This window comes from Kitasatospora sp. NPDC093806 (assembly GCF_040683335.1).
Classification (GTDB): Bacteria; Actinomycetota; Actinomycetes; order Streptomycetales; family Streptomycetaceae; genus Kitasatospora.
Window position 1 is genome coordinate 81,765 of record NZ_JBFBDO010000018.1, and the last position, 16,950, is coordinate 98,714.

General features: G+C 72.6%; 14 protein-coding genes, 4 tRNA genes and 1 pseudogene. 5 read left to right on the forward strand and 14 right to left on the reverse strand.

Annotated features, from left to right (window positions below; all coding sequences use genetic code 11):
• Window positions 1-48 precede the first annotated feature (48 nt).
• The 3 genes from AB0N76_RS12490 to AB0N76_RS12500 form a co-directional block, all read right to left on the reverse strand.
• On the reverse strand, window positions 49-1,191 hold the full coding sequence (locus AB0N76_RS12490; RefSeq protein ID WP_363556078.1) for a D-alanine--D-alanine ligase family protein: 1,143 nt from the start codon (window positions 1,189-1,191) through the stop codon (window positions 49-51).
• 70 nt (window positions 1,192-1,261) lie between these two features.
• Entirely contained in the window at window positions 1,262-2,263 is a 1,002-nt protein-coding gene (locus tag AB0N76_RS12495; protein ID WP_363556080.1) for an NAD(P)H-dependent glycerol-3-phosphate dehydrogenase, read from the reverse strand.
• Window positions 2,260-3,090: a lysophospholipid acyltransferase family protein gene (locus AB0N76_RS12500; RefSeq protein ID WP_363556082.1), complete on the reverse strand. Its 831-nt coding sequence runs from the start codon at window positions 3,088-3,090 to the stop codon at window positions 2,260-2,262. Before AB0N76_RS12500 ends, AB0N76_RS12495 begins: the two co-directional genes overlap by 4 nt.
• A 215-nt stretch (window positions 3,091-3,305) precedes the next feature.
• Between AB0N76_RS12500 and cofC the strand changes: the two genes are divergently transcribed.
• Together cofC and AB0N76_RS12510 are read left to right on the forward strand one after the other, a co-directional pair.
• The gene (gene cofC / locus AB0N76_RS12505) at window positions 3,306-4,016 is read left to right on the forward strand and encodes a 2-phospho-L-lactate guanylyltransferase (RefSeq protein ID WP_363556084.1); all 711 of its coding nucleotides are present in this window, start codon (window positions 3,306-3,308) and stop codon (window positions 4,014-4,016) included.
• A 77-nt stretch (window positions 4,017-4,093) separates the two neighbouring features.
• Window positions 4,094-4,315 carry a hypothetical protein gene (locus AB0N76_RS12510; RefSeq protein WP_363556086.1) on the forward strand — a complete coding sequence of 74 codons (222 nt, stop codon included), beginning with the start codon at window positions 4,094-4,096 and terminating at the stop codon, window positions 4,313-4,315.
• Between the two features lie 125 nt (window positions 4,316-4,440).
• Here AB0N76_RS12510 and AB0N76_RS12515 read toward each other — a convergent pair whose 3' ends face one another.
• From AB0N76_RS12515 to leuC, 4 genes are all read right to left on the reverse strand, one after another.
• Window positions 4,441-5,193 (reverse strand): HU family DNA-binding protein, encoded by a 753-nt coding sequence (locus AB0N76_RS12515; protein WP_363556088.1) that lies wholly within the window; start codon window positions 5,191-5,193, stop codon window positions 4,441-4,443.
• 133 nt (window positions 5,194-5,326) lie between these two features.
• Entirely contained in the window at window positions 5,327-5,515 is a 189-nt protein-coding gene (locus AB0N76_RS12520; RefSeq protein ID WP_327684106.1) for a hypothetical protein, read from the reverse strand.
• 343 nt (window positions 5,516-5,858) lie between these two features.
• Window positions 5,859-6,455 carry a 3-isopropylmalate dehydratase small subunit gene (gene leuD / locus AB0N76_RS12525; protein ID WP_363556090.1) on the reverse strand — a complete coding sequence of 199 codons (597 nt, stop codon included), beginning with the start codon at window positions 6,453-6,455 and terminating at the stop codon, window positions 5,859-5,861.
• Between the two features lie 5 nt (window positions 6,456-6,460).
• Window positions 6,461-7,882 carry a 3-isopropylmalate dehydratase large subunit gene (gene leuC, locus AB0N76_RS12530; RefSeq protein ID WP_363556092.1) on the reverse strand — a complete coding sequence of 474 codons (1,422 nt, stop codon included), beginning with the start codon at window positions 7,880-7,882 and terminating at the stop codon, window positions 6,461-6,463.
• Between the two features lie 231 nt (window positions 7,883-8,113).
• Here leuC and AB0N76_RS12535 point away from each other — a divergent pair, with 231 nt between their 5' ends.
• Window positions 8,114-8,827, forward strand: coding sequence for an IclR family transcriptional regulator (locus tag AB0N76_RS12535; RefSeq protein WP_030306825.1), 714 nt, complete (start codon window positions 8,114-8,116; stop codon window positions 8,825-8,827).
• Between the two features lie 147 nt (window positions 8,828-8,974).
• Here AB0N76_RS12535 and AB0N76_RS12540 read toward each other — a convergent pair.
• The 7 genes from AB0N76_RS12540 to AB0N76_RS12570 form a co-directional block, all read right to left on the reverse strand.
• A tRNA-Gln gene (locus AB0N76_RS12540) sits at window positions 8,975-9,049 on the reverse strand.
• A gap of 44 nt (window positions 9,050-9,093) precedes the next feature.
• A tRNA-Glu gene (locus AB0N76_RS12545) sits at window positions 9,094-9,169 on the reverse strand.
• Between the two features lie 26 nt (window positions 9,170-9,195).
• Window positions 9,196-9,268, reverse strand: a tRNA-Glu gene (locus AB0N76_RS12550).
• Between the two features lie 43 nt (window positions 9,269-9,311).
• A tRNA-Gln gene (locus AB0N76_RS12555) sits at window positions 9,312-9,383 on the reverse strand.
• A gap of 250 nt (window positions 9,384-9,633) precedes the next feature.
• Window positions 9,634-11,133, reverse strand: a complete 1,500-nt coding sequence (gene gltX, locus AB0N76_RS12560; protein WP_363556094.1) for a glutamate--tRNA ligase — start codon at window positions 11,131-11,133, stop codon at window positions 9,634-9,636.
• The gene (locus tag AB0N76_RS12565; RefSeq protein ID WP_363556096.1) at window positions 11,126-11,926 is read right to left on the reverse strand and encodes a fumarylacetoacetate hydrolase family protein; all 801 of its coding nucleotides are present in this window, start codon (window positions 11,924-11,926) and stop codon (window positions 11,126-11,128) included. Before AB0N76_RS12565 ends, gltX begins: the two co-directional genes overlap by 8 nt.
• 219 nt (window positions 11,927-12,145) lie before the next feature.
• The gene (locus AB0N76_RS12570) at window positions 12,146-12,349 is read right to left on the reverse strand and encodes a hypothetical protein (RefSeq protein WP_363556098.1); all 204 of its coding nucleotides are present in this window, start codon (window positions 12,347-12,349) and stop codon (window positions 12,146-12,148) included.
• 567 nt (window positions 12,350-12,916) lie between these two features.
• Here AB0N76_RS12570 and AB0N76_RS12575 point away from each other — a divergent pair.
• Window positions 12,917-16,849 carry a nitrate- and nitrite sensing domain-containing protein gene (locus AB0N76_RS12575; protein ID WP_363556100.1) on the forward strand — a complete coding sequence of 1,311 codons (3,933 nt, stop codon included), beginning with the start codon at window positions 12,917-12,919 and terminating at the stop codon, window positions 16,847-16,849.
• Between the two features lie 10 nt (window positions 16,850-16,859).
• Window positions 16,860-16,950: pseudogene (locus AB0N76_RS12580) on the forward strand (roadblock/LC7 domain-containing protein); the annotation flags it as partial.

Consider the following 16,950-nt stretch of genomic DNA (forward strand, 5'->3'; position numbering starts at 1 on the left):
GCGGTCCCGGGGTTCCGGGGCCGCCCTCCGGCCATGTCCGGGCGGGGACTACCGCAGGCCGGTCGAGCGGCGCAGCGCCGCCTGCAGCAGCCGGTCGATCAGCTCCGGGTAGGACAGGCCGCTGGCCTCCCACATTTTCGGGTAGGCCGAGATCGGGGTGAAGCCGGGCATCGTGTTGACCTCGTTGACCATCCAGCTGCCGTCCTCCAGCAGGAAGAAGTCCACCCGGGCCAGGCCCTCGCAGCCGAGCGCCTCGAACGCGGCGATCGCCTGGCGGCGGATCTCGGCGGTCTCCGCCTCGACGAGCTCGGCCGGGATCCGGACCTCGGAGGAGTCGATGTACTTGGCCTCGAAGTCGTAGAACTCGTAGCCGCCGCCGACCAGCACCTCGGCCGGGACGCTGGCCTGCGGGCCGTCCTCGAACTCCAGCACCGCGCACTCGATCTCGCGGCCGGAGACGCCCGCCTCGATGATCAGCTTGGGGTCGTGCCGGCGGGCCTCCTCGATCGCGCGGTCGAGGTCGGAGAGGTCCTTGACCTTGGTGATGCCCATGCTGGAGCCGGCCCGGCAGGGCTTCACGAACAGCGGCAGGCCGAGGTCGGCGGCCCGCTCGCGGACGGCGGCGCGGCCCTCCTCGGTGTCCCACTCGCGCGGCCCGACGACCGTGTAGCGCCCGACGTTGAGGCCGTGCGAGGCCAGCAGGCGCTTGGTGAACTCCTTGTCCATGCCGACCGCGCTGGCGAGCACGCCGTTGCCGACGTACGGCACGCCGGAGAGCTCCAGCAGGCCCTGCAGGGTGCCGTCCTCGCCCCAGGGGCCGTGCAGCAGCGGGAAGACCACGTCCACCTCGCCGAGCGCCTTGGGGGCGGCGCCGGGCTCGCTCCAGACCACCTCGCGGCTGCCGGGGCCGACCGGCAGCGCGACCTGGCCCTCGGTGGACTCGGCGACGTGGTCGACGTCCGGCAGCCGGCCGTCGGTGATGGCCATCCGGGCCGGCTCGTCGCTGACCAGCGCCCAGCGGCCCTCGTGGGTGATGCCGATCGGCAGCACCTCGTACTTGTCGCGGTCGATCGCCTTCAGCACGCTGCCCGCGGTGGAGACCGAGATGGCGTGCTCGGAGCTGCGGCCGCCGAAGACGACGGCGACCCGCGGCTTCGCGGACGGGTTCTGGGAGGTCTGTTCGATGCTCATATCGAGGCGAGCGTACCCGGTACTTGGATAAACCAAGGCGACCGACCCGGCGGCTGCCCCCCGGCGCCGCTCAGCGGCGTTCCGGCTTGGCCGAACGGGACATCAGCGTCTGGAGCGCCTCCTGGGTGGGCCGGCCGTTGTGCACGACCTCCACCACCGCCTCGACGATCGGCATGTCGACGCCGATCCGCCGGGCCAGGTCGAGCACCGACTCGCAGGACTTGACGCCCTCCGCGGTCTGCTTGGTGGCCGCGGTGGCCTCCGCCAGCGTCATCCCGCGGCCCAGGTTGGTGCCGAAGGTGTTGTTGCGGGACAGCGGCGAGGAGCAGGTCGCCACCAGGTCGCCCATCCCGGCGAGCCCGGCGAAGGTGAGCGGGTCGGCGCCGAGCGCCACCCCGAGCCGGGTGGTCTCGGCCAGCCCGCGGGTGATCAGCGTCGCCTTGGTGTTGTCGCCGAGCCCCATGCCGTTGGCCATGCCGACCGCCAGGCCGATCACGTTCTTGACCGCGCCGCCGAGCTCGCAGCCGACCACGTCGGTGTTGGTGTACGGCCGGAAGTACGGCGTGTGGCAGGCGGCCTGGAGCCGCTTGGCGACCGCCTCGTCGGTGCAGGCGACCACGCTGGCCGCGGGCTGCCGGTTGGCGATCTCGCGGGCCAGGTTGGGCCCGCTGACCACCGCGATCCGCTCCGGGCCGACCTTGGCGACCTCGCCGATGACCTCGCTCATCCGCTTCGCGGTGCCGAGTTCGATGCCCTTCATCAGGCTGACCAGGACGGTCTGCGGCTCCAGCAGCGGCGCCCAGGCGGCCAGGTTCTCGCGCAGCGTCTGTGAGGGCACCACGAGCACCGCGAAGTCCGCGCCGGCCAGCGCCTCGGCGGGGTCGGTGGTGGCCCGGACCGTGGCCGGCAGCGGGATCCCGGGCAGGTAGTCCGGGTTGGTGTGGGTGGCGTTGACGGCGTCCGCCAGCTCCTGGCGGCGGCCCCAGAGGGTCACCTCGCAGCCGGCGTCGGCGAGCACCATCGCGAAGGCGGTGCCCCAGGAGCCGGTTCCGAACACGGCGCAGCGGGTCACTTGGCGTCCTCCTCGGTCTGGTCGCCGCCCCGGCCGACGGTCCGCTCCCGGCGGGCCTCCGCCGCGACGGCCCGCTTGCGGGCGGCCTCCCGCATGTCGTACCGCTCGGCGGGGGCCTCCTCGCCGCGGACCTCGGCGAGCACGGCGGTGATCGCCGCCATGATGTCCTCGGTGGCGTCCCGGAGCACCTGCGAGGTCAGCTCCTGGCCCTGGTACTTGCTCAGGTCGACGGCCGGCCCGGCCGCCACGATCACCTTGTGGCGCGGGAAGAGGTTGAACTTGCCCTTCCCGGAGGCGCCCCTGCCGTACGGCGGGATGATCTCGTGGGCGCCCCAGTGGGCGACCGGGATGACCGGCGCGCCGGTCATCAGCGCGACCCGGGCGACGCCGCTCTTGCCGGTCATCGGCCACAGGTCCGGGTCCCGGGTGAGCGTGCCCTCCGGGTAGAACTGCACGCACTGGCCCCGGTTGACCGCGTCGATGGCGGCCCGGAAGGCCTGCGCCGCGTCGGTCGACTCGCGGAAGACCGGGATCTGGCCGGTCTTGCGGAGCATGAAGCCGATGAACGGCACCGAGAACAGCGAGGACTTGCCGAGGATCCGCGGCGGCCGCCCGCTGTTGTACTGCCAGTGCGCGTACACGAGCGGGTCGATGATCGAGTTGTGGTTGACCGCGGCGATGAAGCCGCCCTCCTTCGGGAGGTGCTCCCAGCCCCGCCAGTCGGGCTTGACCAGGGCGGTCGTCACCGGCTTCACCAGCACGGCCGCGAAGCGGTACCAGATGCCGTAGTCGGCGTTGCCGAAGCTGGCGTACGAGCGGCGGGCCACCCCAGGTCCTCCTCATCCGAGCGGCACGTGGGGTGCCGCGGTCGTCGACGTTTGCGCGGCCCCGGTACCGGGCCCGGGCGCGGAACAGTCTCGCCCGACCGCTGACCGGCTGTCGAGCGACCCCGCCAGCGCGTCGGGCGGGCGTGATCAAACGCACGTCCGCACAGCTCGGACGGCCTGGCGAGGGTTCCGGGACCGGCGTCACAATGACGCCGATGACCCAGGACACCGTACGCCCCAGCGGGCCCGTCGCGCCCGCCGCACCCGCCGCCGGCTGGTCGCTGGTGCTGCCGCTCAAATCGCTCGCCCGGGCCAAGTCCCGGCTCGCCCCGTTCGCCGGCCCGCACCGCCCCGATCTCGCGCTCTCCTTCGCCCTGGACACCGTCACCGCGGCGCTGGCCGCGCCCGGCGTCGGCCGGGTGCTGGTGGTCACCCGGGACGCCGCCGCTGGGGAGCGGCTGGCCGCGCTCGGCGCGCTGGTGGTCGGCGACGAGCCGGGCGGCGGACTCAACGACGCGCTGGCGCACGGCGCGGCGACCGCGCTGCTCCTCGCGCCGCGCGCCCCGCTGGCCGCGCTCTCGGCGGACCTGCCGGCGCTGCGGCCGGCCGAACTGGGCCGGGTGCTGGCCGCCGTGCCGGCCGCCGGCCGGGCGTTCCTGCCGGACGCGCCCGGGCTGGGCACGACGCTGCTGGCCTGTGCCCCGGGCAGCCCGCTCGCCCCCGCGTTCGGGGACGGCTCGCGGGCCCGGCACGCCGCCGGCGGCGCCCGTGAACTGCGGCTGCCCGGCGTGGAGTCGGTCCGCCGGGACGTCGACACCGGGGACGACCTGGCCGAGGCGCTGGCGCTCGGCGTCGGCCCGCACACTCGCGCCCTGGCGACCCGGCTCGGCTACCTGCCCCTCCAGGGGCCGTCCGGACCGCGCTGAGCCGCCGCGGCGGCGCGCCGACCCGCCCGGCCGGGACGCCGCCCGGGACTGTCGGTGGTGCTCGCTATGCTGCTCGCATGCAGGCCACCGCGTTCACCTTCGACCCCGCCACCCGGGCCGGCTCCGTGCTGCTCGACGACGGGACCCCGGTGCCGTTCGACGCGGCCGCCTTCGACGCCGGCGGCCTGCGGCTGCTCCGTCCGGGCCAGCGGGTGCGGATCCGCACCGAGGGCGCGGGCGACGCCCGCCGGGTGGTCTTCGTGACGCTCCAGACCTTCCCGGACCCGGCCGAGGCCTGAGCCCGGGCCCGCCGGGGAATCCGGCGCCGGAAAAGCGAAGAGCCGTGGCGTCGGCCCGTCCCGGAATTCCCGGTGCTGGGCGGCGCCACGGCTCTCGAAGGCCGTCCGTGGAGGACGCGCGGAGACTACTTCGCGGTGGTCTTGCGCGCGGTGGTCTTGCGGGTGGCGGTCTTCTTCGCCGGAGCCGTCTTCTTGGCCGTGGCGGTCGCCTTCTTGGCGGTCGCGGTGGTCTTCTTGGCGGCGGCGGTGGTGGTCGCCTTCTTGGCGGCGGCGGCCGTCTTCTTGGTCGCGGTCGCGGTGGTCTTCTTCGCGGCAGCGGTGGTGGTCGCCTTCTTGGCGGCGGCGGCCGTCTTCTTGGTCGCGGTCGCGGTGGTCTTCTTCGCGGCGGCGGTGGTGGTCGCCTTCTTGGCGGCGGCGGCCGTCTTCTTGGTCGCGGCGGCCTTGGTGGCGGCGGCCTTGGTCGCGGCGGCCGGGGTGGCGGCAGCGGCGGCACGCTTGGTGGCGGCGCGCTTGGCGGCGGGGGTCGCGGCGACACCGCTCTTGCCCGGGGTGAGGGAGCCCTTGGGGGCCTTCTTCACCGAGGGGCCTTCCTTCGGCAGCTTCTTGCTGCCGCTGACCAGGTCCTTGAAGCCCTGGCCCGGACGGAAGCGGGGCACCGAGGTCTTCTTGACCTTGACCTTCTCGCCGGTCTGCGGGTTGCGGGCGAAGCGCGCGGAGCGCTCGACCTTCTCAAAGGTGCCGAAACCGGTGACCGAGACCCGGTCACCGGCCACGACGGCGCGCACCATGGTGTCGAGCACTGCGTCGACGGCCTCTGCGGCAGCCTTGCGACCGCCCAGCTGCTCGGCCACCGCTTCGACAAGCTGAGCCTTGTTCACGTCTTCCCCTTCGGAAACGGGCGCCGGATGATTCCATCCGTTCATTTCGCACGTTAGGTATGTATCTGCGGACTTTCAATTACCAAACGCGCGAATCACCCTAGTGTCGCAATGGATTTGCGCGTCGGCGACCTCAGTCGACGGGCGGGCGCCCCTCGTCGAGGTCCTGCACAAAGCGACTCAACCGCCGCGCCGCCCCGGGAAGATCGCGCTTGGCGGTCTCCGTGACGATGAGCAGTTGACGGGTGAGAGCGGTCTTTGCATCGGCAGACACGTTCAGCGCATGCACGCGGTCGTGAGCTTGCTTCAACCGCTCGGCCACAAGCGCGAAGAGCGCTGCGACTTCCGGGTCGTCCGGCCCCTCAGCAGGTGAGGTGGCGGCGTCCGGCCGATCGTCAATTCGGCGTTCGGATCCCCGGCCCGTGGACTCCGGTGACGCGGGTTCGCCGCCCGCGTACGGAGGTTCATGGTGCCGGTGCATGCACTGATTGTGCCATCTACCCGCAGTTGTGCATGCGCGGGCCCCTCTGCCGCATTCCCGAATCGGCAATCCGGGGGCGGCCGGGGCGGGACAACTCCCGCCCCGGAACGCCGGATGGCCCGCCCCCCCGAGGGGGAGGCGGGCCATCCGGCGGATCGTCAGAATGCTTGTTCCTGGGGGGATCTCAGGCCACCGGCAGGGTGCGCGGCTTGAAGGCCGGGCGGGTCGCCTCGAACGCCGCGATGTCGGCCTCGTTCCGCAGGGTGATGCTGATGTCGTCGAGGCCGTTGAGCAGCCGCCACCGGACGTTGTCGTCCAGTTCGAAGGAGGCGGTGACGCCCTCGGCGCGCACCTCGCGGGCCTCCAGGTCGACGGTGATCTCGGTCTCCGGGTCGGCCTCGGTGAGCTCCCACAGCCGCTCCACGGTCTCCTGCGGGAGCACCACGGTGAGCAGGCCGTTCTTCAGCGAGTTGCCGCGGAAGATGTCGGCGAAGCGCGAGGAGATCACCGCGTGGAAGCCGTAGTTCTGGAGCGCCCAGACGGCGTGCTCGCGGGAGGAGCCGGTGCCGAACTCGGGACCGGTCACCAGGACGGTGGCGCCCCGCCGCTCGGGCCGGTTGAGGATGAACGACTCGTCCTTGCGCCAGGCCTCGAACAGCCCGTCCTCGAAACCGGAACGGGTGACCTTCTTGAGCCAGTGGGCCGGGATGATCTGGTCGGTGTCGACGTTGCTGCGGCGCAGCGGGACGGCCCGGCCGGTGTGGGTGGTGAACTTCTCCATGCTGCTCAGACCTCCAGGGCGGCGCCGGACGCCAGATCGGCGGGGGCCGCCAGGCGGCCCAGGACGGCGGTCGCGGCGGCGACCTGCGGGGAGACCAGGTGGGTGCGGCCGCCCTTGCCCTGGCGGCCCTCGAAGTTGCGGTTCGAGGTGGAGGCGCAGCGCTCGCCGGGGGCCAGCTGGTCGGGGTTCATGCCCAGGCACATCGAGCAGCCCGCGTGCCGCCACTCGGCGCCGGCCGCGGTGAACACCTTGTCCAGGCCCTCCTCGACGGCCTGCAGGGCGACCCGGACGGAGCCGGGGACGACCAGCATCCGCACGCCGTCGGCGACCCGGCGGCCCTCCAGGATGGCGGCGGCGGCCCGCAGGTCCTCGATCCGCCCGTTGGTGCAGGAGCCGACGAAGACCGCGTCGACCGCGACCTCGCGCAGCGGGGTGCCGGCCTCCAGGCCCATGTACTTCAGGGCGTTCTCGGCGGCGATCCGCTCCTGCGGGTCGGCGAAGGAGGCCGGGTCGGGCACGTCGGCGCCGAGCGGGGCGCCCTGGCCGGGGTTGGTGCCCCAGGTCACGAACGGGGTCAGCTCGGCGGCGTCGATGAAGATCTCGTGGTCGAAGACCGCGTCCTCGTCGGTGACCAGGGTCTTCCAGTACGCGACGGCGGCGTCCCAGTCCTCGCCCTGGGGAGCGTGCGGGCGGCCCTCCAGGTAGGCGAAGGTGGTCTCGTCGGGGGCGATCATGCCGGCCCGGGCGCCCGCCTCGATGGACATGTTGCAGACGGTCATCCGGGCCTCCATGGAGAGGCCGCGGATCGCCGAGCCGCGGTACTCCAGGACGTAGCCCTGGCCGCCGCCGGTGCCGATCCGGGCGATGATCGCCAGGATCAGGTCCTTGGCGGTGACGCCCTCCGGCAGCTCGCCCTCGACGGTGATCGCCATCGTCCGGAACGGGGCCAGCGGCAGGGTCTGGGTGGCCAGCACGTGCTCGACCTGGCTGGTGCCGATGCCGAACGCCAGCGCGCCGAACGCGCCGTGGGTGGAGGTGTGGGAATCGCCACAGACCACGGTGGTGCCGGGCTGGGTCAGGCCCAGCTGGGGGCCGACGACGTGCACGACGCCCTGCTCGACGTCGCCGAGGGAGTGGATCCGGACGCCGAACTCGGCGGCGTTCTTGCGCAGGGTCTCCAGCTGGACGCGGGAGACCGGGTCGGCGATCGGCTTGTCGATGTCCAGGGTCGGGGTGTTGTGGTCCTCGGTGGCGATCGTGAGATCGGTGCGGCGGACCGTGCGCCCGGCGAGCCGGAGGCCGTCGAAGGCCTGCGGGCTGGTCACCTCGTGGAGCAGGTGCAGATCGATGAAGAGCAGGTCGGGCTCGCCCTCCGCGCGCCGCACGACGTGGTCGTCCCAGACCTTCTCTGCGAGTGTCCGTCCCATCGGGTTCCCTCCAGCCGGCCGCGTTGCCGGCCTTCTCGTGTCGTCGGGGTCAAAGCTGTCGCTGCCCTGTGCGGCACGCTTCGCGCGACCTGCACGCCGGATCGGTGTCCACGATGCGGACACCGTGACGGGGCCGCATCCTGGATGTCTCCCGGGCTGCTGCATCCAGAGTGGCGCTTTTCGCGGAAGATTGAACTTGCGTCTCGCGGAATGAGACTGCAGTCTTAGCGCATGGACAACTCTAGCGGCGTCGGCGTGCTCGACAAGGCCGCTCTGGTGCTGAGCGCACTGGAGTCGGGCCCCGCCACGTTGGCGGGGCTGGTCGCCGCCACCGGTCTGGCGCGCCCCACGGCCCACCGACTCGCCGTCGCACTCGAACACCACCGTCTGGTCACCAGGGACATGCAGGGCCGGTTCATCCTCGGCCCCCGGCTGTCCGAACTCTCCGCCGCGGCGGGCGAGGACCGGCTGCTCGCCACCGCGGGCCCGGTCCTGACCCACCTGCGCGACGTCACCGGCGAGAGCGCACAGCTCTACCGCCGGCAGGGCGAGATGCGGATCTGCGTCGCCGCCGCCGAGCGGCTCTCCGGACTGCGGGACACCGTCCCGGTCGGCAGCACCCTGCCGATGAAGGCCGGCTCGGCCGCCCAGGTCCTGCTGGCCTGGGAGGAGCCCGAGCGGCTCCACCGGGGCCTCCAGGGCGCCCGCTTCACCGCCACCGCGCTGAGCGGCGTGCGGCGGCGCGGCTGGGCCCAGTCGATCGGCGAGCGGGAGCCGGGCGTCGCGTCCGTCTCCGCGCCCGTCCGCGGCCCCTCCAACCGCGTGGTCGCCGCCGTCTCGGTCTCCGGCCCGATCGAGCGGCTGACCCGCCACCCGGGCCGGCTGCACGCCCAGGCCATCATCGAGGCCGCCAACCGGCTCACCGAGGCCCTGCGGCGCAGCTGACCACCCCTGTCACCGATCCCCCACTCCCCCACCGCACCGAAAAACGGAATGGGCCCCGCTCAATGTCGCGCGGGGCCCTTCGGTCGTGCCGGATTCCCGGTGCCGGGAAAACAAAAAAGACCCCGGGCGACCGGGGCCTTCCTTTTCTGGCTGGGGTACCAGGACTCGAACCTAGACTAAATGAACCAGAATCACTCGTGCTGCCAATTACACCATACCCCAACACAAAGCAAGCGCCGGTGGGCGAACCCACCGGCTTCCTGCTCTGGTACCCCCGACCGGATTCGAACCGGCGCTACTGCCGTGAGAGGGCAGCGTGCTAGGCCGCTACACAACGGGGGCTTCCTGGCGATCCCTTGCGGGATCAGTACCCCCGACCGGATTCGAACCGGCGCTACTGCCGTGAGAGGGCAGCGTGCTAGGCCGCTACACAACGGGGGCTTGGATCTTCAATTGTGCGGTACTGCGTCACCACTGTACTGCGCTGGGGTACCAGGACTCGAACCTAGACTAAATGAACCAGAATCACTCGTGCTGCCAATTACACCATACCCCACCAGAGTTGAACCCTCGTCGGGATCTTCTCAGGCGTTGCGCCTCTCGTTCGGTCCCGGCCGGGGGGCTTTCGCTCCCTCGTCCGTTCCCTCCCGGGCGGCGCAGAAAGAACATTACCCGACGTCTGCCCTGGCTCCAAAATCGATAACCCCAGGCAGCGCGCGGGCGGTCGGCCGGTGACGTCCGGGGACGCCTCGGGCCCGGCGGTGAGGCCGGGCCCGAGGGGTGCGCGGGGACGCTCAGGCGGCCGCTCAGGCCGCCGGGAGGACGGCCAGCGCGGCCTTCAGCCGGCGCAGCGTCTCGGGGCGCCCGAGCAGCTCCATCGACTCGAACAGCGGCGGGGAGACCCGCCGGCCGGTCACCGCCACCCGCAGCGGGGTGAAGGCGAACTTGGGCTTGATGCCCAGGCCCTCCACCAGGGCCTCGCGCAGCGCGGCCTGGATCGGGTCCGGGGTGAAGTCCGCCAGCGCCTCCAGCGCCGCGATGCTGGCCTCCAGCACCGGCCGGGCGTCCGCGGTGAGCACCTTGGCCGCGTCGTCCGGGTCGAGGGCGAAGTCCTCGGGGGCGACGAACAGGAAGCCCGCCATGGCGACGATCTCGCTCAGGACGACCATCCGCTCCTGGGTGAGCGGCGCCACCTTGGCCAGCAGCTCCAGCTGCTCGGCGGTCGGCTCGGCCGGCAGCAGGCCGGGGGCCTGCAGGTACGGCACCAGGCGGCGGACGAAGTCCTCCGGCGCCAGCTTGCGCAGGTGCTCGGCGTTGATGTGCTCGCACTTCTTCAGGTCGAAGCGGGCCGGGTTGGCGTTGACGTCCGCGATGTCGAACGCCTCGACCAGCTGCTCCACCGAGAAGATGTCGTCGTCCGCGGACAGCGACCAGCCCAGCAGCGAGAGGTAGTTGAGCAGGCCCTCCGGGATGAAGCCGCGCTCCCGGTAGAGGTTGAGCGAGGCCTGCGGGTCGCGCTTGGAGAGCTTCTTGTTGCCCTCGCCCATCACGTACGGCAGGTGGCCGAAGCGCGGGGTGGCGCCGTCGCCGACGCCGATCTCGGCCAGCGCCGCGTAGAGCGCGATCTGGCGCGGGGTGGAGGAGAGCAGGTCCTCGCCGCGGAGCACGTGGGTGATGCCCATCAGGGCGTCGTCCACCGGGTTGACCAGGGTGTACAGCGGCGCGCCGTTCGCCCGGACGATGCCGTAGTCGGGCACGTTCTCCGGCTCGAAGCTGAGCGTGCCGCGCACCAGGTCGTCGAAGGCGATCGTGGTGTCCGGCATCCGGAAGCGCAGGATCGGCTCGCGCTTCTCCAGCTTGTAGACCGCGACCTGGTCGGCGGTCAGCTCGCGGCAGTGGCCGTCGTAGCCGGACGGCTTGCCGGCCGCGCGGGCGGCCTCGCGGCGGGCGTCCAGCTCCTCGGTGGAGCAGTAGCAGTGGTACGCGTGGCCGGCCTCGTGCAGGCGGCGGGCGACGTCGGCGTAGATGTCCATCCGCTGCGACTGGCGGTACGGCGCGTGCGGGCCGCCGATCTCCGGGCCCTCGTCCCAGTCGAAGCCCAGCCACTTCATGGCGTCGAGCAGCTGCTCGTACGACTCCTCGGAGTCGCGGGCCGAGTCGGTGTCCTCGATCCGGAAGACCATCGTGCCGCCGTTGTGGCGGGCGAAGGCCCAGTTGAAGAGGGCGGTGCGGACCAGGCCCACGTGCGGGTTCCCGGTCGGGGACGGACAGAAGCGAACCCGGACGTCCGGGTTTGTGTTAGCCACGCTTGATCACCTTGTTGGTGAGAGTGCCGATGCCTTCGATGGAGACGGCGACCTCGTCGCCGACGTTGAGCGGGCCCACCCCTGCGGGCGTGCCGGTGAGGATGACGTCGCCGGGCAGCAGCGTCATGGCCTCGGAGATGTGGACGATCAGCTCGGCGACCGAGCGGACCATCAGGGAGGTGCGGCCGGTCTGCCGCAGCTCGCCGTTGACCGTGCAGGTGACCGCGAGGTCGGCCGGGTCGAGGTCGGTCTCGATCCACGGGCCGAGCGGGCAGGAGGTGTCGAAGCCCTTGGCGCGGGCCCACTGGCCCTCGCGCTGCTGGACGTCGCGCGCGGTGACGTCGTTGGCGCAGGTGTAGCCGAGGATCACCTCGGGCACCCGGTCCAGCGGCACCTCTCGGCACATCCGGCCGATCACCACGGCCAGTTCGGCCTCGTGCTGGACGTCCGAGGAGAACGGCGGGTAGGCGATCGCCTCGGTCGGGCCGACCACCGCGGTGGACGGCTTGAAGAAGGTGAGCGGGACGTCCGGGACGTCGTTGCCCAGCTCGGCGGCGTGCGCCGCGTAGTTGCGGCCGACCGCGACGATCTTGTTCGGGAGCATCGGGCTGAGCAGCCGGACGTCCTGCAGCCGGTAGCTCTCGCCGGTCGGCTGCGGCTGGCCGAACGGGTGGCCGGCCAGGGCGTGGACGACCAGCGACTCGGGCTGGGCCGGGTCCCCCTCGACCACACCGAAGGAGACGCTGCCGGCGGCAGGGCTCCCTTCCCGGACGGAAAACCTGGCAATGCGCACGGCTGGGCTACCCCTCGCTTCGACGGCCGCCCGGGCGCGCCCGGGCGCTGGTGGGCACCGCGCCCGTCCGGGCCCGGCCCCGCTCAATCGCTGACCAGGCTATCGCGTGGGCCCTGACCTGGCCGCTTTGCCCCGGTTGGGGTGGGTTGCGGGCGCGCGAACACCGAAAGGGGCGCCGCCACGGGTGTGGCGGCGCCCCTTCACGGCAGGCGGAACCGTTCAGTCCTGCGGGACGTTCACCTTCGGGGCGACCATCAGGACGGTGCGGCGCGGGTTGGCGGTGTTCGTCGGCAGCTCGGTGGCGTAGGTCACCACGTCCTCGGCCTTGCGGGCGCCGGGGATCTTGGTGAAGTCCTCGACCGAGGCCAGCGTCGTCCGACGCGGGTTCGCCGTGGAGTTGGAGGCCGTGTTCGCCTGGGACATCTCGTCAGCACCTCAAGGTCGTGGCCGGCGACCGACAGTGATCGGCACCGGCCTGAGTGATTCGGGGAGATTCTGGGCAGGCTGATCGGGGCCGTGCTCCGGATACAGCCAGGTTACGGATCTCTTTCCACAGTCACCGTGACCAAAGCTACACATTCATCTGTGATTTTGGTCACAAATCACAGAACATATCGCTGATATCCGACATATCGCTTCATCAGGTTTTACCGGCATATCGGATATATCGGGCATACCCGAAGCTCTGCGACTCCTGTTGATCTCGGGCGGGCTTGGCATGTATCTGACGAGTGTCCGAAAAAGGCGGTATTCCGGTCCGGTTACCGCACAGTCAGTGAGATCCCGCGCGCGGTGGGTAGTGTCGCCCGGCGCGCCCTGGCGGCCCTTGTTGGGATTCCCCGGCTGTGCTGGAATGCCACGGACCGTGGGTAGGGAGCTGTCCACCCCGGTGACCCGCTCTCCCGGACCGGCCGGGGTGCGGATGGAAACTCGACACCGTCCAGGCCGTGGCGACGCGGCGGGACGCCCGGTCCAGAGGTTGCGACGCCAGTGCAGGGACGTTTCAAAAGGGGTAGCGGCGCCGCGGGTGACCCGGAGTCGCGCGAGCCCGCGACAGCCCCCCAGCAGGCGGCGGCCCTCGGCGGCCCGGCCGAACCGGCACCCGACGTGATCGGCGGGCCGGAGGACGAGGGCACCGGCCGGAAGTCGGCCCGGGACAAGCTCCGCACCACCCTCACCCGCCGCCGCGCCAAGGGCATGAGCCGGCTGGCCATGCGCAACTGGCGGATCCGCAGCAAGCTGATCGCCCTGCTCGCGCTCCCGGTGCTGGTCGCGCTCGTCCTCGGTGGCCTGCGCATCCAGACCTCGCTCGAGACCTCGCAGCAGCTGGCCCAGATGGCCAACCTCTCCGACCTGGCCAAGAAGGCGACCGACCTCGCCAACGCCCTGCAGAACGAGCGGGACGTCAGCGCGGGCCCGATCACCAACAAGCCCAACGCGCCGCTGGACGACGACATCGTCGCCGCCCGCAAGGTCACCGACGACCTCAGCCGCACCTTCACCGCGTCCTCGGACAAGTTCGAGAACCTCGAACTCTCCGGCGGAAAGGCGCTGCTCTTCCAGATCCGCAAGGACCTGAACTCGGTCTCCGACGCGCGTGGCAACCCGTACCAGAACAACCAGAACATCCAGGCGACGATCACCGCCTACGACGTGATCATCCGCGACCTGCTGTCCATCACCCAGGACATCGCGCTCGCGTCCAACAACCGCGAACTGGTCCGCTCGACCCGCGCCCTGCAGCAGTTCTCGCTGGCCAAGAACGCCACCTCGCAGCAGCGCGCGCTGATCAGCGCCGCGCTCGCCAACCCGGTCGCCCCCGACCTCAGCCTGAGCGACGAGTCCTTCGGCATCCGGCTGCGTTCGTCCTACGACAACGCGCTCACCGGCTTCAACAACATCTACACCTCGCACGACCTGGACAACCTGCGCGGCCAGCTGAGCTACAACTCGGTCGTCGCCGCGGCCGACCGCTACGCGCGCTCGATCCTCCAGCAGAGCGGTATCCACCAGAGCGAGGTCGTCAGCTACAAGGACTGGTACGAGCAGTCCACCGCCAAGATCGCCGCCGAGCGCCGGATCGAGTCCAAGCTCATCGAGGACCTCGACGGAAAGGCCCAGGAGCTCCAGTCCCAGGCCGACACCGAGGCCCTGATCATCGGTGCCGCCGTCGCGCTCGTGCTGCTCGTCGCCCTCGGTGGCGCCGGTCTGATCGCCCGCTCGATGGTGCGCTCGCTGACCCGACTGCAGGCCGCGGCCGAGGACGTCGCCGAGCGGCGACTGCCCGAGCTGGTCAAGACGCTCTCCGAGACCGACCCGCACGACGTGGACGTCGCCGTCGAACCGGTCGGCGTCGACTCCGCCGACGAGATCGGCCACGTGGCGCACGCCTTCGACATGGTGCACAGCGAGGCCGTCCGCCTCGCCGCCGAGCAGGCCCTCCTCCGCGGCAACATCAACGCGATGTTCACCAACCTGTCGCGCCGCAGCCAGGGCCTCATCCAGCGCCAGCTGTCGCTCATCTCCGAGCTGGAGAGCCGCGAGGCCGACCCGGACCAGCTGGCCAACCTCTTCAAGCTGGACCACCTCGCGACCCGCATGCGCCGCAACGGCGAAAACCTCCTCGTCCTCGCCGGTGAGGACCCGGGCCGCCGCTGGACCCGCCCCGTCCCGCTGGTCGACGTGCTCCGCGCCGCCGCCTCCGAGGTGGAGCAGTACGAGCGCATCGAACTCGCCGCGGTGCCGTCGGCCGAGGTCGCCGGCCGCGTCGTCAACGACCTCGTCCACCTGCTCGCCGAGCTGCTGGAGAACGCCACCTCGTTCTCCAGCCCGCAGACCCGCGTCCGGGTCACCGGCCACGCGCTGCCCGACGGCCGGGTGCTGGTCGAGATCCACGACACCGGCATCGGCCTCAGCCCCGACGACCTCGCCGAGATCAACGAGCGCCTCGCCAACCCGCCGACGGTGGACGTCTCCGTCTCCCGCCGGATGGGCCTCTTCGTGGTCGGCCGCCTGTCCCTGCGACACGGCATCCGCATCCAGCTCCGACCCAGCGACTCCGGCGGCACCACCGCGCTGGTCATGCTCCCGGTGGACGTCACCAACTCCGCCGACCGCCGCGGCGCCGGCCGCCCCGGCACCGCGCAGGCCAAGCAGCAGCGCGGGGCCGCCCCGACGCCGCGCCAGCAGCGCCAGGTGCCCGGCGGCCAGGCCGCGCTCGGCCAGGGTCCGGCGGGCGGTGCCCCGCAGGGCCGGCCGCAGCTCGGCCAGGGCGGTCCCGGCCCGTCCGGCGGCCCGGGCCAGGGCCAGGGCGGCCCCGGCGGGCTGCCGACCCGTCAGGTCGGCCAGTCGCTGCGCGAGAACCCGGCCACCCCGGGCGGCCGCCCGGCGCCGAACCAGCAGGGCGCCCCCAACCGGCAGGCCCCCAACCAGCAGGGCGCGCCGAACCAGCAGGGCGCCCCCAACCGGCAGGGCCCGAACCCGCAGGCCCCGAACCAGCAGGGCGGCGGCCAGCCCAGTGGGCTGCCGCAGCGCACCCCCGGCCGGCAGGGCCCGCCGCAGGGCGGCCCCGGTGGCCTGCCCCGCCGCGGCCAGCAGGCCGGCGCGCCGCAGCAGGCCGGTCCGGCCGGGCGCCGTCCCGGTCAGGAGCGTCCGCAGGCCGGCGCCGACGGCGGCCCGGCCGCCCGCACCGGCGAGCAGCCGCAGCACGGCTGGGCGGACCAGTCGGGCCGTCCGGGCGCGCCGCAGGGCGCCCGCCCGGGCAACCGTCCACAGGACGGGCTGCCGCAGCGCCGGCGGCCCGGACAGGACCAGGCCGGCCCGCAGGGCCAGGCGCCGCAGGGTCCGCGCGGTCCGCAGGGGCCGCAGGCCCCCCAGGGCCCGCAGGGGCCGCAGGGCCAGGGCCGTCCGCAGCGCCCCGGCCCGGGTGCGCCGCAGCCGGGCCAGCGCCGGCCGCAGCAGCAGCCGACGCAGCACCAGCAGCCCCAGCACCAGCAGCCGCAGGGCGAGCAGACCCAGCAGCTGCCGCAGGTCCAGCCCGCCCAGCAGCTGCCCCCGGCCGAGCCGGCGCCGCTGGAGAGCACCCAGCAGCTGGCCCGTCCTCGGTTCGAGGCCAGTGACATCGACCCGCGCGACCCGCTGGGTCTGGGCCTGGTCGAGCCGGTGCTGCCGAACGTGCCGCAGCCGGGCCGCCCGGAGCAGTCCGTCCAGCCGCAGGCCCAGCAGCCGGTCCAGCAGCCGCAGGTCCGGCAGGAGCCGATGGCGCTGCCCACCGGGCAGTCCGACGGCGGGGCACCGGGCGAGCAGGCCCGGCCGCGGGGCTACCAGCCGCGCCGCCCCGGCACCACCGCGCCGAACGTCCAGCAGCAGGCTCCGCAGGGCCGGCCGCAGGCCGCTCAGCCGCCGGCCGCCCCGGCCCAGCCGCGGCAGCCCCAGGCTCCGCGGCAGCCGCAGGGCCAGGCCCCGCAGGCCCACGCCCAGCAGCAGGCTCAGCAGCAGGCCCAGGCTCCGCAGCAGCAGCCGCAGGCCGGCGACGCCCCGTGGCGCCCGTCCGCCAACGACGAGCGCTGGCGCCGGGCCGAGCAGGTCCGCGAGCCGTCGACCAACGGCGTCACCATGTCGGGCCTGCCCCGGCGCACCCCGCAGGCCAACCTGGTCTCCGGCACCGCCGAGTCGGCCCCGCTGACCGGTCCGCAGGTCTCCCGCGCCCCCGAGGAGGTGCGCGGCCGCCTGACCAACCTGCGTCGCGGCATCCAGCAGGGCCGCCGGGCCGGCGCCGAGCAGGCGGCCGGCCAGGGCCCGGGCCAGGACCAGGCACAGGGTCAGGCCAACCAGGCCGGTTTCCAGCATGGTGCCCAGCAGCCCGGGTTCGATAGTTTCGGGGGCCGGACCGACGGCAACGCCGCAGATCATCAGGAGCGTTGAGTTGAATCAGATGAGCCAGGCCGCACAGAACCTGAACTGGCTGATCACCAATTTCGTGGACAACACCCCCGGGGTGTCGCACACGGTGGTGGTCTCCGCGG